Raw genomic sequence first — 15,267 nt, 5'->3', positions numbered from 1 at the left:
TCGTCAAAAGTTTGCTGAAGCGAAAAACCACCTTTAAGCAGGTGGTTTTTCACGTCGAAAAATGATGAGCAAATAAACGAGACACGCCGTAGCGGTGATGAAAAAACCGTACTGCTCAAGCCAATGCACGTACGTAATCGACCATTGTACCCCTGTTTGCGGAAGCCATACAGGCCATGTTTCTCCTGCCTCAAACGGCTCAACATAAAGCGGTTTCCAAAGAAGCGATGCGAAAAAAGCAGCAAATAGCCCGTGACATATGCGCGCAATGAAAAAAGGTTGGAAGCGAATATTTGCTTCAGCTAATATGCTGGCAACTTGTGCTTGTACAGAAAAGCCGCCAAAGGCGAGAATGAAGCTTGTGACGATCACTTTTTGTAACAGTGTTGCGTTCGTCGCTTCGCTCGCCATTTGGCTACCTAAAGTAATTTCGAACATTCCTGCAATAAGCGGCACGCTCAACTCGCTCGGCAATTGAAAAATAGCTAAACCGTGCTGCACGATGTTTGCGAGCACGTTCGTCATATTTGTCATATAAAGCAGTTTATTTAAAACGGAAAATAAAATAATGAACCCCCCGATCATAAAAAGCGTCTGAATGGAGGAGCGGACGGCATCTCCAAGCAGTTTACCGACCGCTTGTCTATGTTTTAAGCGCGTTTCATGCATGGCGCGAAACGCTTGACGGAAAATGCCTTTTTTTTGCTTGGCGACATGAGCGGCGTCGTCTTTTCCGTGGAAGCGCATCATCATTCCGACGCAAATGTTGCCGAGATAATGGGATAAGGCGAGAATGATGCCGATATTCGGATTGTGAAAAAAACCGACAGAAATAGCCCCGAAAATAAAAAGCGGATTTGATGAATTTGTAAACGAAACGAGCCGTTCTGCTTCAACGGCGGAAAGCTGTTGCTGTTGCTTTAATCGTGCCGTCAGTTTCGCCCCAGCAGGATAGCCAGAAGCCATGCCCATCGCCCAAACGAACCCGCCGATGCCAGGCACTTTAAAAAGCGGTCGCATGAACGGCTCAAGCAATACACCGAGAAAATGAACGACGCCAAATCCGATTAAAATTTCTGATACAACAAAAAAAGGGAGAAGGGAAGGAAAGACGACGTCCCACCACATATGTAATCCGCGCACAGCCGCTTCAAATGATTGCTGTGGATAGCGAAGCAAGGCGATACATAAACAAATAATGATAGACGATAGCACTAATGTTTTCCATTTCTCTTTCATCGTTCATAAGCCTCCTCGTTTGCCGATCGTACTCGTTTTAATATACGAGTATATGTGGACATTTTAGACCATAGTATTGAACAGGAAGGGGGAACGAGAATGAAAATCGGGTTGGCGTTAGGTTCTGGTGGAGCACGAGGCTTTGCGCATGCTGGAGTAATTAAAGTGTTGGAAGAAGGACACATTCCGATTCATATGATCGCCGGAAGTAGCATCGGTGCCCTCGTTGGAGCGTTGTATGCATCGGGGATATCGACGGAGCGATTATACCGATTAGCATCCGTATTTCGACGCAACGACTATATCGATTGGACCGTTCCGAAAATGGGGCTTATTGCTGGAAATGACATAAAACAATTCATTTCGGTTATGACAAAGCAACAACGAATCGAAGACACGCACATTCCGCTCGCGATCGTGGCAACGGATTTGCAAAAAGGGGAAAAGGTCGTCTTTCGCAGCGGAAGCATAGCCGATGCGGTGCGGGCAAGCATTTCTATTCCCGGCATTTTTGTGCCAGAACGATGGAACGGCCGTCTTCTTGTCGACGGAGGGGTAATCGATCGCGTGCCAGCTACCGTCGTTCGTGACATGGGAGCGGATGTCGTCATCGCTGTCGATGTCGCTTCTGTGAAAACGAACGGTGCCATTACATCGATGGTTGATGTTATTTTACAAAGTTTAGATATTATTCAAGCGGAGCTCGCGTCCCACCGCATCGCTCAAGCTGATATCGTCATCCGCCCGCCGCTTGAGCGGTATAGTTCGTATGCATTCACTCATGCGAAAGAAATGATTCGCATCGGGGAAGAAGCGGCGCGCCAACAGCTTCCGACGATTCGCCAATTGCTTGCAAAGAAGGGGTTTAAACAATGAAGAAAAAACGGTATATTCAAACGACGATTATCATAGCGATATTGTTTGCTTTTGCGACTTTTTTTCATTTGCCATATTACGTGACGATGCCCGGGACGGCTGAACCGTTGCGTCCGCTCGTTGAAGTAAAAGGCGGCTACAAAGAAGAAGGGGAATTGATGTTAACGACGGTTCGAATGGGGCAGGCAAACCTTTTTTCTTTTATCCTCGCGCACGTGAGTAAATATAACGAGCTATATCGGATGGACGAAGTGCGCCAAGAAGGAGAAAGCGACGAAGAATATACACATCGCCAATTAAAAATGATGGAAAACTCGAAAGAAACGGCGATTGCCGTTGCATACAAAAAAGCAAATAAGCCGTTTTCCTACAAAAATAAAGGGGTATATGTACTTTATGTCATGGATGAGATGCCGGCTTCGAAACAATTAAAAAGCGGCGATCAATTAACAGCGATTGACGGGCAACGAATCAATGAAGCTGATGAATTTATTCAATACGTGAGCGGAAAGAAAAAAGGCGATCGCGTTCATATTACATATAAACGAGAAGGAAAAGAGAAAACGGTAACATTGACGCTCGTACCGTTTCCGAAAGATAAAGAGCGTGTCGGTCTCGGCGTTTCCGTCATGACCGACCGCGATATCGTCACCGATCCACCAGTTCGTATTGAATCCGATCAAATTGGTGGACCGTCCGCCGGTCTCATGTTCGCTCTTGAAGTGTACAACCAGCTCGTTCCCGAAGATTTAACGAAAGGATATCGCATTGCTGGAACCGGCACGATTAACAGCGACGGAGAAGTCGGTCCGATCGGTGGCATTTCTCAAAAAGTGATCGCCGCTCATAAAGCGGGGGCGGACATTTTTTTCGCTCCGAACGAGCGCGGAGCGACACATTCAAACTATAAGGAAGCTGCAAAAACGGCAAAAGATATCGGCACAAACATGAAAATTGTTCCTGTTGATACGTTCGATGACGCTGTTCAATTTTTACAAAAACTATCGTAACGGCGGCGTTGCGTATTCGTTGCGCAACGCTTCCGTCAAAAGCGGCTCAGGCAACACGGATAAATATGCTTGCGTCGCTTTTTTTTCAATATGATATATCGGGTCGTGTTGTATATGTTTTACGTTCGTTATAAGCGGCAATGCCGTTCGTTTTTTGACGGTTTGTAAATACGCTCTTCCTTTGTCGTTCATTGCGAGCAGACGAATGTATGTCGCACGCTTCTGTTCGATCGCTTGCGCCATTTCTTTTTTCGTTACATTCGTCAAAATATGCGTACATATACGTTGCAATCTCGTCCACGTATATCGCTTCGTTTTGACAGCTGAAAGAAATGCGTGAAACGATGTAGCATGTACAATCGCTCGTTTTAACCGATGTTCAATTCCTTCTTCCACTTCTACGATGCGTCGAATATCATCTATTTCCATCGTCAGTAGGCGATATTTGAGAAGCGGAAAATACGACTCCCAGTCGTGCCACATTCGATACGTTTGAAGCGTCTCATATGTGATGTGTGGAACGTAGCGCACGATGTCTTCAGCGCGACCAGATTGCAAAAAGCGGCGAATGCTCGTTGCGCTAGCGATTTGCTCATTCGTCGGGAGCGTTTCGTCATGATAATGGGCAACGATGCGCGAAATCGTTTCCGGCTTCATCTGACTTCGCTGTTCTCGTATCGCTTTAACGTAATGCAATCCTAAAATATTGTTCGGCTGCGATATGTCGAGCACGTCACGACTGATGTCGCCAAGCGCAAGGGCATACGCTTTCGCATAGCTCATTCCTTGTTGCATATAATGCTTTACTCGCTCGTTATGTCTTTCTTGTTCATCGATTAGCCGTTGTGCCGTCTGTAAAAACGATTCGATATTTCCATGTTCGCTTCCAAAACATAATTGCTCGCAGTGGAGGGCATCAAGAATCGAAATCGCCCCATGAGCGAAAAGCTCAGCTGTTTGCACCGCAAATGGATAAGGGAGCTCGACGACGAGATCGACGCCGCCTGCTAGCGCCATGCTAGCACGTTGCCATTTCGGCACGATTGCCGGCTCACCCCGTTGTGTAAAGGAGCTGCTCATGACGGCGATTATGCAATCGGCCCCTGTTTTTTTTCTCGTTTGTTGCACATGATATGCATGTCCGTTATGAAACGGATTGTATTCGACAACGATTCCAGCCGCTTTCATCTGTTGTCCACCTTTCTTTTTTGTTGAAAACGTGATACAGTGAGTATAAGCTGATTATAATGGAAGTAGTGTAAAGAAAAAATATTGACAAAAACGTTGTTCAAACGTATAATTTTCTTTGTTGTCTTGAGGTGATTATCATTGAGATGGTCTATTCATCAACTTCATCAGTTGCAGCATAAAGGACTGTCGATTGACGAAATGGCTGATGTGTCCGAGCTAAAAGAAGTGGATGCGTCCATTCGTGACATTTCTCCTGTCCGTGTTCATGGACGAGCAGATGTGAGCGCGAAAAAGTTTACGTTCCACTTAACGATTGAAGGGACGATGACGTTACCGTGTTCCCGTACGCTCGTGGACGTATCGTATCCATTCGCCATTGAAAGCACAGAAACGTTCTTTTTAAACGATTATGATGCAACAGATGAAGAGTCGCATGTTGTTCAAGGAGAGGCGATCGACTTAATGCCGATCGTAAAAGAGCTTATTCTTCTTGAAATTCCAATGCAAATTTTTAGCGAGCAGCCGGATCATCCTGATGCCGCTCCGCAATCAGGAAAAGATTGGGCGGTCATTTCGGAAGAAGAACATGAAAACAAAATTGATCCGCGCCTTGCGAAGTTAGCCAAGTTTTTCGAAAACAAAAATGAATCATAAGGGAAGATCCGGAACTACACCGGCCTCCATATTTGCCTAAATCCATTTAAGGAGGTGGAAATGATGGCAGTACCTTTTAGAAGAACATCAAAAATGAAAAAGAGACTACGTCGTACGCACTTCAAATTGCGCGTACCTGGTATGGTAGAATGCCCAAACTGCGGTGAAATGAAACTTGCTCATCGCGTATGTAAAGTTTGTGGAACATACAAAGGAAAAGACGTTGTAAACAAATAAGAAAAGCGTAAGGGCCATCCCCTTGCGCTTTTCTTATTTGATAGAGGAAAAACGGATCGCATAGCGAATACAAAGCATGTACATACGGCAAAGGGGAGAGGGAGACATGATTGAAAAACAACAAGGCATCGCATGGTTTACAATTTGTCGTCCGACGAGACGAAATGCGATCGACTATACGGTGATGGAAGAACTGCACGAAGCGATCGAGCTTGCTGAACAAGATGATGAAGTGAAAGTGCTCGTCATTACCGGCGCTGGCGAAGACGCCTTTTGTGCCGGCGGCGACTTACAAGTGTTTCACAAGCTAAAAACAAAAGAGGAAGCGTACGCTATGCTTGCGAAAATGGGAAATATTTTGTATCGCTTATTGACGTTGTCGAAGCCAACGGTTGCCCTCATTAACGGCACCGCGGTTGGCGGCGGCTGTGAATTGGCGACAGCATGCGATTTTCGCTTTGCCCGCGCCGGCGCACGTCTCGGTTTTGTACAAGCGAATTTAGCTATTACGACAGGCTGGGGTGGAGCGACGATGTTATTTGAAAAAATGGCGTATGACAAAGCGCTTCATCTATTGCTTCAAGCGCAAACGATAACAGCGGAAGAAGCGGAGCGCATCGGCTTTGTTCACCGTACGTTTCATCATTCGTTGCGCGAACAGTGTGAAAAAGAGATGAGCGGCTATACGAATAAATCGACTCATGTGTTGCGCGCCTATAAGGAGGCTACGATCAGGCGTTGGAAAACGGAAGAGTTTCGCCGTCGTTTTTTTGCTGAAATTGAACAATGCGCTCGCTTATGGGAAAGCGAAGAGCACGAGCAGGCGGTACAATCATTTTTAGCGAAACGAAACAAATAATCTTCTATCTTTTCTATTAGCTGCATAATGATATAGTAAATGCAGCGAGGAGGGATAGAAATGATGCGTCAAGATGCGTGGACAGAAGAGGAGGACGTATTGCTTGCTGAAACGGTGTTAGCTTTCGTGCGCGAAGGAAGCACACAATTACGAGCGTTTGAAGAAGTAGGAAAAAAACTATCGCGAACAGCCGCCGCTTGCGGTTTCCGATGGAATGCATACGTGCGCAAAACATATGAACGAGAGTTAGAGTTAGCGAAACAGCAACGAAAGAAGAAAAAAGAGCCGCAACCGTCCGAACGCGACATGACGTTGCAAGATGTCATTTCGTTTTTGCAAACGTTGCAACAGCGCGGAGAAGGGAAACAAGAAATCGAACAGTTGCGCCAGCAAGTATGTACGTTGCAAAAAGAAAAAGAAGAGCTGGAAAAGCAGCTGCAAGCGTTGCAACAAGAGTACAAAGCGATCATGTATATTTTAGAGCGTGCGCGCCAATTGTCTGTATAGTAGCTGATAGACGTCAGCTACTTTTTTTTATACAATAAAGCATAGGAAAGACAGAGGGGGAGGTACGGTGCGAATCGGAATTGTTGGTGGCGGTGCGGTCGGTTTGTTGACGGCTGCTTACATGAGCCAAAGCGCTCATGTCACCATTTACACGCGGCGACATGAGCAGGCGGAAAAGCTATGCGCGAATGGATTGACGGTCATTTGTGGGGACGAAAAAACGACGCATCGCGTACAAGCGACGCCGTTCGTTTGCGAAACGAACGACGATGTGTTGTTTATGGCGGTGAAGCAATACGATTTAACAAACATATTGACGACGCATGTACATATGCTTCAAGCGAACGCCATCATATTTTTGCAAAACGGCATGGGGCATATTCGATATGTATCGCGCTTGCCTCACGAACATATTGCGCTTGCCGTCGTCGAACATGGCGCGCTGAAAGTAGACGATACGACCGTTGTTCATACCGGTGTCGGCCAAACGAAATGGAGCGTATGGCGAGGGGAACAGCACGCGTTCTCGTTTCTTTTGCGCACATCGTCCCGCTTTCCGTTTCAATACGTCGACGATTGGGAAACGATGTTGCTTGAAAAATTAATGGTGAACGTATTAATTAACCCGCTTACCGCTTTATTGCGCGTCCCGAACGGTATGCTAGTGGCGCACGATCCGTATCGGCAAGCGATGGAGCAATTGTTTCACGAAGTCGCTTCCATTTTTCATATTGAACAACGGGAGCGCATATGGCAACACGTCCAAACGATTTGTCGCCAAACGGCCGCCAACCGCTCTTCGATGTTGCGCGACATCGAGTCAGGGAGAAGAACGGAAATTGACGCCATTTTATCGTATGTAATCGAGCGAGCAAACGAGCAGCACATTCCTGCCCCCATTAGCACATTTTTATACTCCCTTGTGAAAGGGAAAGAACTAGAGGGGGGAAAGGGAAGATGAAAGAGTTATTAACTTCTTTCATTGCCATCATGGTTGTCGTGCCGTTCCTTTCGTTTTTTTTTATTTTCACGCTCGCCAAAGCGGTGTTCAAACGAAAAGGGAGGCGTGCGTTTCACGTCGCTGTAAACGGATCGACCATGTTTTTTATTTTTGCGGTGCACGTATTGTTACAAGCTATTTTTCATCGGTCGTACATCGTTGAACTGCTCATTTTCTTTATTGTTACATTTATGATCGGTATCGTCTTATATTGGAAAAAGACAGGAGACGTGTCGTTGCCACGAACGTTTAAATTATATTGGAAAGTGCAATTTTTATTGTTTACAACCGCTTATATGGGACTATTGATATACGGGATCATTCATCGCGTCATGGTCGTGTTTTCATCATGAATGGGAAAGGAAGTTTAAGATGGAAGTTATGGAGCTGTCATTGCCAGCCACGAACCGTTTAGCAACAGAATATATGAAAGGGACGTTTCCGATTCATGAAGCGTTTCACCATTTTACATTTGAAGAACGTCTCGCATACGTGCATGAGCGAACGTATGCACGAGAAGCGCTCGTCGATCATTTACTTACATACCATGAGCAGTTTGGGGCGAGCGATGAAACGATGGCAAATATTAAAAAATTGCGCCATCCAAAGAGCGTTGTCGTCATTGGCGGACAACAGGCTGGGCTATTAACAGGTCCGTTATATACGATTTACAAAATCATCTCGATCATTACATTAGCAAAGCAACAAGAACGTGAGCTCGGCGTGCCTGTTGTTCCGGTGTTTTGGATGGCATCGGAAGATCATGACGTGGCAGAAATTAACCATGTGCACGTGTGTGATGAAGGGAAAGTGAAAAAATACGTATATCCGCCATTAGCGAGAGAGAAGCGGATGGCTGCCCGTATTGAACTCAATGAAGACGACTGCAAACAATGGATAGATGAAGTGCTGAAAACGTACGGTGAAACAGATGTAACAAACGAATTGCGTGCATACATATACGAATGTATCGCAAAATCAAAGACGGTCGCTGACTTTTTTGCAGCCATTGTTTTATCGTTGTTTGCAAAAGAAGGCCTCGTTGTTGTAGATGCGGCCCACCCACACTTACGGGCGATCGAAAGCAAATGGTTTATGACGATCGCTCACAATCATCATATGATGACAAACGCGCTAAACGAACAACAACGGCATCTTGAAAAGCTAGGTTATGCGCGCACGATTAATGTGTCGCCGATGTGCGCGCATTTGTTTTACGATGACGGTCAACGACGGCTATTATATTATGATGATAGACAACGTTGTTTTTACACAAAAGATGGGGTGTATCGCTTCACGTTAGATGAGCTAAAACAACGAATGGAGAGGGAGCCGCAGTCGTTTAGCAACAACGTCGTAACAAGGCCGCTCATGCAAGAATGGTTATTTCCGACGCTCGCTTTCATTGCCGGCCCAGGCGAAATCGCCTATTGGGCCGAATTAAAGCAAGTGTTCGAGCATGTTGGCTTGCGCATGCCCCCGATTGTGCCGCGCCTGTCGTTGACGCTCGTTGAACGCCATATTGCAACCGATTTAGCTGATGTGCATATGACGGTCGAACAAGCATTGGTAAACGGAACGGACGATGCGCTTGAGGAGTGGTTGCGCAACAATGAGCCGATCGCGTTCGATGAAGCGTTTGGGGAAGCGAAAAAGGAAATGGCGCGCATACATGAACAACTTCGTCATCTTGGGATGCAAGTCGATCCGCACCTTGAACGAGTAATGTTGAAAAATGCCGAACGGATCGAGACAGAAATCGATTATCTTCAACAATTGATTGCACGGCGCATGTTGCAAAAGCATGATGTGCACGTGCGTAAGTATGAGCGCATTGCGCTGGCGTTGCGTCCGAACGGCATGCCGCAAGAGCGCGTGTGGAATATGTTTTACTATATGAATCGTTACGGTTTAGACGTTGTTTCTCGACTTCTTCATGTCGATTATCGGTGGAATGGGCTGCATAAAATTGTATATATGTAACTATTTTCGTCGATAAAAAAATCCTGTCGCGCACAGGATTTTTTTTTATTACAATAGAATAGTTCGGAAGTAAGTAGTGAATTTAGTGAAATGATGGTACAATACAATTGCAAAGTTGTAAAAGGTAGGTGACATCGTTGTTTCATCACGTAACTGTATTGTTAAAAGAGACCGTTGATGGATTGAACATAAAAAAAGATGGTACATATGTAGATTGTACGCTCGGTGGAGCTGGACATAGCGAATATTTACTGTCGCAATTATCGCCGGAAGGAAGACTGTTTGCCTTCGATCAAGACGATATCGCCATTCATCATGCCAAGCAAAAACTTGAACGATATAGCGGTCAGTTTACGATTATTAAAAGCAATTTCCGCTATATGAAACAACAGTTGGCGCTTTACGGCGTGCATGAAGTGGACGGCATTTTATTCGACCTCGGTGTATCGTCCCCGCAGCTCGATATGCCGGAGCGCGGCTTTAGTTATCAACATGAAGCGCCGCTCGATATGCGCATGGATCGCGAGCAAACGTTAACAGCATATGACATTGTTAACACATGGCCGTACGAACAGCTTGTAAAAATTTTTTTCCAATACGGTGAAGAAAAGTTTTCAAAAGCGATCGCACGTAAAATTGAACAAGCGCGCAAGCAAAAGCGGATTGAAACGACGACGGAGCTCGCTGACATCATTAAGGGAGCTATTCCAGCGCCCGCGCGTCGAACGGGAGGACATCCAGCGAAACGAATCTTTCAAGCGATTCGCATCGCTGTAAACGATGAATTGCGCGCGTTTGAAGAAGCGATCGAACAAGCCATTGATATATTAAAGCCGGGAGGACGAATAAGCGTCATTACGTTTCATTCACTCGAAGACCGCATTTGTAAGCTAGCGTTTAAACAAGCAAGTGAAACGCCTCACTTACCGCCGGGATTGCCGATCGTTCCAGATGAGTATAAGCCGAAATTAAAAATCATTACAAAAAAGCCGATCGTTCCATCGGAAGAAGAATTGCAACATAATCATCGCGCACGATCTGCAAAATTGCGCATTGCTGAAAAATTGTAAAAAGGGGGAAAAGGTATGGCAGCTGTCCGCATTCAACAAAAAGTGCAACAGCAAGAACAACATGTGCAACGCGCGCCAAAGAAAAAACAAAAACGTGGTGTGCGCTGGACGCTCGGGGAGAAAATCGTTTTCGTTGCGTTTGTCGCATTTGCGCTATATAGCAGCATCATGATCGTATCCAATCAATTTACGATTTATCACATGAATAAAGAAGTGCAACAATTACAAGCGACGATTCAAGAGCAAGAAAAACAAAATCGTGATTTATACGTACAAGTGCAAGAACTAAGCACATACGAGCGCATTTTAGCAAAAGCGAAAGAGCTTGGTCTAACATTAAACGAAAATAACGTAAAAGTTGTACAGGATTGATGCCGAATGAGAAAGCATAAACATACACATAGAGGAGCAGCTATATATTTTGGGATTTTTAGCTTGCTCTTTTTTATATTGTTTGGTCGTTTCGTTTACTTGCAAGCAACAGGTGTTGCAGATGGACGAGTATTAGCGGTTGAGGCACAAAAACGTTATTTGAAAAAACAAGTGTTAGAAGCGAAGCGAGGAACGATTTTCGATCGGCGTGGGGAAGTGATCGCAGAAGACATCCCTTCTTACACCGTTGCCGCTGTTCTTGACCCGAATATGCCGCAACATGTGAGCGATCCAGAAGCAACAGCGCGCAAACTAGCGCCACTATTAAACATGGATGTGGCAGATGTAGAACGCATGTTGAAAAAAAAGGCGAAGCAAGTAGAGTTCGGTCCAAACGGCCGCGGCATTAGCCAAACGGTGAAAAAAGAAATTGAAGCGTTACAACTTCCAGGCATTATTTTTTTGCGGGATTCGAAACGTTTTTATCCGAACGGCACGTTCGCTTCGTACGTCGTCGGCTATGCGCAAAAAAATGAAGGGACGAATGAAGTAGAAGGAAAAATGGGCATTGAAAAGCAGTTTGATGAACAATTAAAAGAAAAAGACGGATACGTCGTCTATGAAGGGGATCAACAAGGGTTTAAATTGCCCCACGCAGATGAAAAAATCGTTCCACCACAAAACGGAAAAGATATTTATTTAACGATCGATAAAAACATTCAAACGTTTTTAGAAGATGCGATGAATGCGGTTGAAAAACAATATGCTCCGAAAAAAATGATCGCCATCGTTGCGGATCCGAAAACTGGCGCCATTTTAGCGATGAGCACGCGCCCGAGTTTTAATCCGAACAAACGAAATATTGAAAACTACTTGAACGATGCGATCGCATATCCGTACGAACCAGGTTCGACGATGAAAATATTTACGCTTGCGGCCGCTGTAAATGAAGGGGTGTTTCCAGCAAATGAAACGTATTTATCCGGTTCGTATCAAGTAGGGAGCCATCGCATTCGCGACCATAATAAAGTCGGCTGGGGAAAAATTACGTTTCTTGAAGGGGTACAGCGCTCATCAAACGTCGCCTTCGCCATCATCGTGCGCGAAAAATTAGGCGAAGATCGCTTTTTGCAATATTTGCACCGCTTCCGTTTCCACGAGCCAACGGGTATTGATTTGCCAGGAGAAAAAGCGGGAAATATTTTGTATCGTTATCCGATTGAAAAAGTAACGACAGGGTTCGGGCAAGGAACATCTGTTACCCCTATTCAACAAATTCAAGCAGCAACAGCCATTGCGAATGGCGGGAAAATGATGAAGCCATACGTCGTTGATCGCATTGTTGATTCGGAAAGCGGAAAAACGGTGGTGAAAAATGAACCGCAAGTCGTTGATACACCGATTTCAAAAGAAACAGCCGAAAAGGTGTTAGACATTTTAGAGACGGTCGTTACATCCGAAAAGGGGACGGGGCGTCCTTATCAAATTGAAGGTTATCGCGTAGCAGGAAAAACGGGAACTGCGCAAATTCCAGATCCGAAAGGTGGCTATTTGACGGGTCATCAAAACTACATATTTTCGTTTTTAGGGATGGCACCGCGCGAAAATCCACGTTTAATTATGTATGTTGCGGTACAACAGCCAAATATTTCATATACGGAAACAGGGGCCGCGCCTGTATCAATGATTTTTAATTCCGTCATGAAAAGCAGTTTGCAATATTTAAACATTCAACCGACCGCCGAGAAAAAATCGGAGAAAAAAGAAAAAAGCACGCCGCTTCCGTCTTACGTCGGTCAGTCGGTTGAACAAGCGGTACAGTCGTTGAAAAACGAAGGACTACACGTGACTGTCGTCGGAAAAGGAAAACAAGTACATGCTCAATTCCCGCGAGCCGGTGAACATGTCGTTGCGTCGGATCGCGTGTTGCTGCAAACGGACGGTCATGCCATCATGCCAGATTTGACTGGTTGGTCGTTGCGCGATGTGATGAAGCTTGCCGAATTGTTACAACTGAAACCGAGCTTTATCGGAAGCGGATACGTATTTAGGCAAAATATCGCTCCGGGAACGGTCATAAAACAAAATGATTATGTCATCGTTGAGCTGGCCAAACCGTCCGAACTTAGCGAGAAAAAAGAAAACAAAGAAAGCGAACAACAAGAAACGGATGGTCCGATCGACTAGTTCTATATGAAACGGTACAAGCATATAGTGGAACGAGCCGAAACATATGAGGGGGTTCTACGATATGCGTGCAGTTACCGTTCGCAAGCGATTAACTGTTTTTTTGTTGATCGGATTCGTCATTTTTGCGATTATTGATATACGTCTCGGTTACGTACAATTCGTTTTAGGGGATATGTTAACGGAACGAGCGAAAGATTTATGGAGCCGAAACATTCCGTTTGAGCCAGAGCGCGGACAAATTGTCGATCGCAACGGGGTGCCTTTAGCGACTAACATAAGCGCCCCATCTGTGCTCGTCGTCCCAAGACAAATTGAAAATCCAGCCGAAGTAGCGAAGCAGCTTGCCGATATTTTACATATGCCGGTAGAGAAAGCGTACAAACATGTGACGAAAAAAACGTCTATTGAACGTATTCATCCTGAAGGGCGAAAAATTTCAAACGAACAGGCAAAACAAATTCGCGATTTAGGGATGAAAGGAGTATACATCGCTGAAGACTCGAAGCGGTATTATCCGTTTGGCAGCTATTTATCGCACGTGCTCGGATTTGCAGGCATCGACAATCAAGGGTTAATGGGGCTTGAGTTGTATTACGATAAACAATTAAGCGGCAAGCCTGGGTCGGTACAATTTTATTCCGATGCGAAAGGGAAACGCATGCCCGGCATGGCCGATGCGTACACGCCACCCGTTGATGGGCTTGATTTAAAATTGACGATTGATACGCGTGTGCAGACGATTTTAGAAAGGGAGCTGACCATTGCGGAAGCGACGTATCGGCCGGATGGCATCATTGCGATTGCCATGAATCCAAACAACGGAGAAATTTTAGGGATGGCGAGCCGTCCAACGTTTGATCCTGCTGATTTTCAAAACGTCCCTCCAGAAATTTTTAACCGAAACTTGCCGATTTGGAGCACGTATGAACCGGGGTCCACATTTAAAATTATTACGCTCGCTGCCGCACTAGAAGAAAAAAAAGTCGATTTATTGAAAGAGCATTTTTATGATCCGGGATATGTGAAAGTGGCAGGAGCGACGTTGCATTGTTGGAAGCGAGGAGGACATGGTGACCAAACGTTTTTAGAAGTGGTACAAAACTCGTGCAACCCAGGGTTTGTGGAACTCGGTGAACGGCTTGGGAAAGAAAAGCTGTTTGAATACATTCGCGCATTTGGTTTTGGTGAAAAGACAGGCATTGATTTGCAAGGGGAAGGAAAAGGAATTTTGTTCCCCCTTCATCGCGTCGGACCGGTGGAACAGGCGACAACCGCCTTCGGACAAGGGGTAGCAGTTACACCGATTCAACAAGTAGTGGCGGTCGCTGCCGCTGTAAACGGAGGAATTTTATACCAACCATACATCGCCAAAGAGTGGCTTGATCCGATTACAGGAGAAGTGGTGCGCCGTCAAGCGCCGCAAGCGAAAAGAAGGGTTATTTCCGAGGAAACGTCCAAACAAATTCGCTATGCGCTCGAAAGTGTTGTCGCGCAAGGAACGGGGAAAGGGGCGTTTGTCGATGGCTACCGCGTCGGTGGAAAAACAGGGACGGCTCAAAAAGCGAAAGACGGTCAATATTTAAAAGATAATCATATCGTTTCATTTATCGGCTTTGCGCCGGCAGATGACCCTCAAATTGTCGTGTATGTTGCTGTCGATAACCCGAAAGGAACGGTGCAATTTGGAGGTGTCGTCGCCGCTCCGATTGTTGGAAATATTATGGAAGATAGTTTACGTGCGCTTGGCGTGAAGCCCCGAAAAGAGCAAATTGAAAAAGAAACGACATGGCTTGACCCACGGTATGTCGAAGTGCCAAATTTAATCGGTTTAACAAAAAAAGATTTGCAACGACAACTTTTTCACTTAAAATTAGATGGTAGTGGCGAAGGCGATACAGTCATTGAACAAGCACCGAAGCCGGGAGTGAAAGTGAAAGAAGGAGCGACGATTCGGGTTTATTTTGGAACGAAACGGTAAAGCCTAGAGGAAGTATCCTCATGGCTTCTTTTTCTGTTTATATAAGAAACTGTAGTTGAGCAAATCTACTAACATAAATTTACAACTAAACAAAAAAGGAG

The 15,267-nt window shown here is 45.4% G+C and carries 15 protein-coding genes; 13 read left to right on the top strand and 2 right to left on the bottom strand.

The window, feature by feature from the left end; translation table 11 throughout:
• Positions 1–33 precede the first annotated feature (33 nt).
• Positions 34–1,239, bottom strand: a complete 1,206-nt coding sequence (gene ylbJ / locus V7Z64_RS06740; RefSeq protein ID WP_334109828.1) for a sporulation integral membrane protein YlbJ — start codon at positions 1,237–1,239, stop codon at positions 34–36.
• A gap of 99 nt (positions 1,240–1,338) precedes the next feature.
• Between ylbJ and V7Z64_RS06735 the strand changes: the two genes are divergently transcribed.
• Positions 1,339–2,115 (top strand): patatin-like phospholipase family protein, encoded by a 777-nt coding sequence (locus tag V7Z64_RS06735; RefSeq protein ID WP_297992524.1) that lies wholly within the window; start codon positions 1,339–1,341, stop codon positions 2,113–2,115.
• Complete coding sequence (locus V7Z64_RS06730; RefSeq protein WP_297992521.1) at positions 2,112–3,125, top strand: SepM family pheromone-processing serine protease; 1,014 nt, start codon at positions 2,112–2,114, stop codon at positions 3,123–3,125. The genes V7Z64_RS06735 and V7Z64_RS06730 overlap by 4 nt, the downstream gene beginning before the upstream one ends.
• Here V7Z64_RS06730 and V7Z64_RS06725 read toward each other — a convergent pair.
• A complete protein-coding gene (locus V7Z64_RS06725; RefSeq protein WP_297992518.1) occupies positions 3,117–4,313 on the bottom strand; it encodes a nucleotidyltransferase in 1,197 nt (398 codons plus the stop codon). The genes V7Z64_RS06730 and V7Z64_RS06725 overlap by 9 nt on opposite strands.
• 141 nt (positions 4,314–4,454) lie before the next feature.
• On the opposite strand from V7Z64_RS06725, the gene V7Z64_RS06720 reads away from it, so the two are divergent.
• The 11 genes from V7Z64_RS06720 to V7Z64_RS06670 all read left to right on the top strand — a co-directional run bounded on the left by V7Z64_RS06720 (position 4,455) and on the right by V7Z64_RS06670 (position 15,166).
• Positions 4,455–4,970 carry a YceD family protein gene (locus V7Z64_RS06720; RefSeq protein WP_091703686.1) on the top strand — a complete coding sequence of 172 codons (516 nt, stop codon included), beginning with the start codon at positions 4,455–4,457 and terminating at the stop codon, positions 4,968–4,970.
• A 63-nt stretch (positions 4,971–5,033) separates the two neighbouring features.
• The gene (rpmF, locus tag V7Z64_RS06715) at positions 5,034–5,207 is read left to right on the top strand and encodes a 50S ribosomal protein L32 (protein ID WP_003395111.1); all 174 of its coding nucleotides are present in this window, start codon (positions 5,034–5,036) and stop codon (positions 5,205–5,207) included.
• A gap of 106 nt (positions 5,208–5,313) precedes the next feature.
• Positions 5,314–6,066 (top strand): enoyl-CoA hydratase/isomerase family protein, encoded by a 753-nt coding sequence (locus tag V7Z64_RS06710; RefSeq protein WP_297992513.1) that lies wholly within the window; start codon positions 5,314–5,316, stop codon positions 6,064–6,066.
• A 60-nt stretch (positions 6,067–6,126) separates the two neighbouring features.
• Positions 6,127–6,573, top strand: a complete 447-nt coding sequence (locus V7Z64_RS06705; RefSeq protein ID WP_297992511.1) for an RsfA family transcriptional regulator — start codon at positions 6,127–6,129, stop codon at positions 6,571–6,573.
• A gap of 67 nt (positions 6,574–6,640) precedes the next feature.
• Positions 6,641–7,534, top strand: coding sequence for a 2-dehydropantoate 2-reductase (locus tag V7Z64_RS06700; RefSeq protein ID WP_297992510.1), 894 nt, complete (start codon positions 6,641–6,643; stop codon positions 7,532–7,534).
• Entirely contained in the window at positions 7,531–7,926 is a 396-nt protein-coding gene (locus V7Z64_RS06695; protein WP_297992508.1) for a DUF3397 domain-containing protein, read from the top strand. The genes V7Z64_RS06700 and V7Z64_RS06695 overlap by 4 nt, the downstream gene beginning before the upstream one ends.
• A gap of 19 nt (positions 7,927–7,945) precedes the next feature.
• Positions 7,946–9,556 carry a bacillithiol biosynthesis cysteine-adding enzyme BshC gene (bshC, locus tag V7Z64_RS06690; RefSeq protein WP_297992505.1) on the top strand — a complete coding sequence of 537 codons (1,611 nt, stop codon included), beginning with the start codon at positions 7,946–7,948 and terminating at the stop codon, positions 9,554–9,556.
• Between the two features lie 137 nt (positions 9,557–9,693).
• The gene (rsmH, locus tag V7Z64_RS06685) at positions 9,694–10,626 is read left to right on the top strand and encodes a 16S rRNA (cytosine(1402)-N(4))-methyltransferase RsmH (protein WP_297992503.1); all 933 of its coding nucleotides are present in this window, start codon (positions 9,694–9,696) and stop codon (positions 10,624–10,626) included.
• Positions 10,627–10,641: 15 nt separating this feature from the next.
• Positions 10,642–10,998: a cell division protein FtsL gene (gene ftsL, locus V7Z64_RS06680; RefSeq protein ID WP_297992502.1), complete on the top strand. Its 357-nt coding sequence runs from the start codon at positions 10,642–10,644 to the stop codon at positions 10,996–10,998.
• Positions 10,999–11,004: 6 nt separating this feature from the next.
• Positions 11,005–13,185: a penicillin-binding protein gene (locus V7Z64_RS06675; RefSeq protein ID WP_297992500.1), complete on the top strand. Its 2,181-nt coding sequence runs from the start codon at positions 11,005–11,007 to the stop codon at positions 13,183–13,185.
• Between the two features lie 64 nt (positions 13,186–13,249).
• Complete coding sequence (locus tag V7Z64_RS06670) at positions 13,250–15,166, top strand: stage V sporulation protein D (RefSeq protein ID WP_297992498.1); 1,917 nt, start codon at positions 13,250–13,252, stop codon at positions 15,164–15,166.
• The last annotated feature ends 101 nt before the right edge of the window (positions 15,167–15,267 follow it).

The organism is Anoxybacillus sp. (assembly GCF_036834105.1).
GTDB lineage: Bacteria > Bacillota > Bacilli > Bacillales > Anoxybacillaceae > Anoxybacillus.
This window is presented reverse-complemented; position numbering and strand designations above follow the sequence as displayed.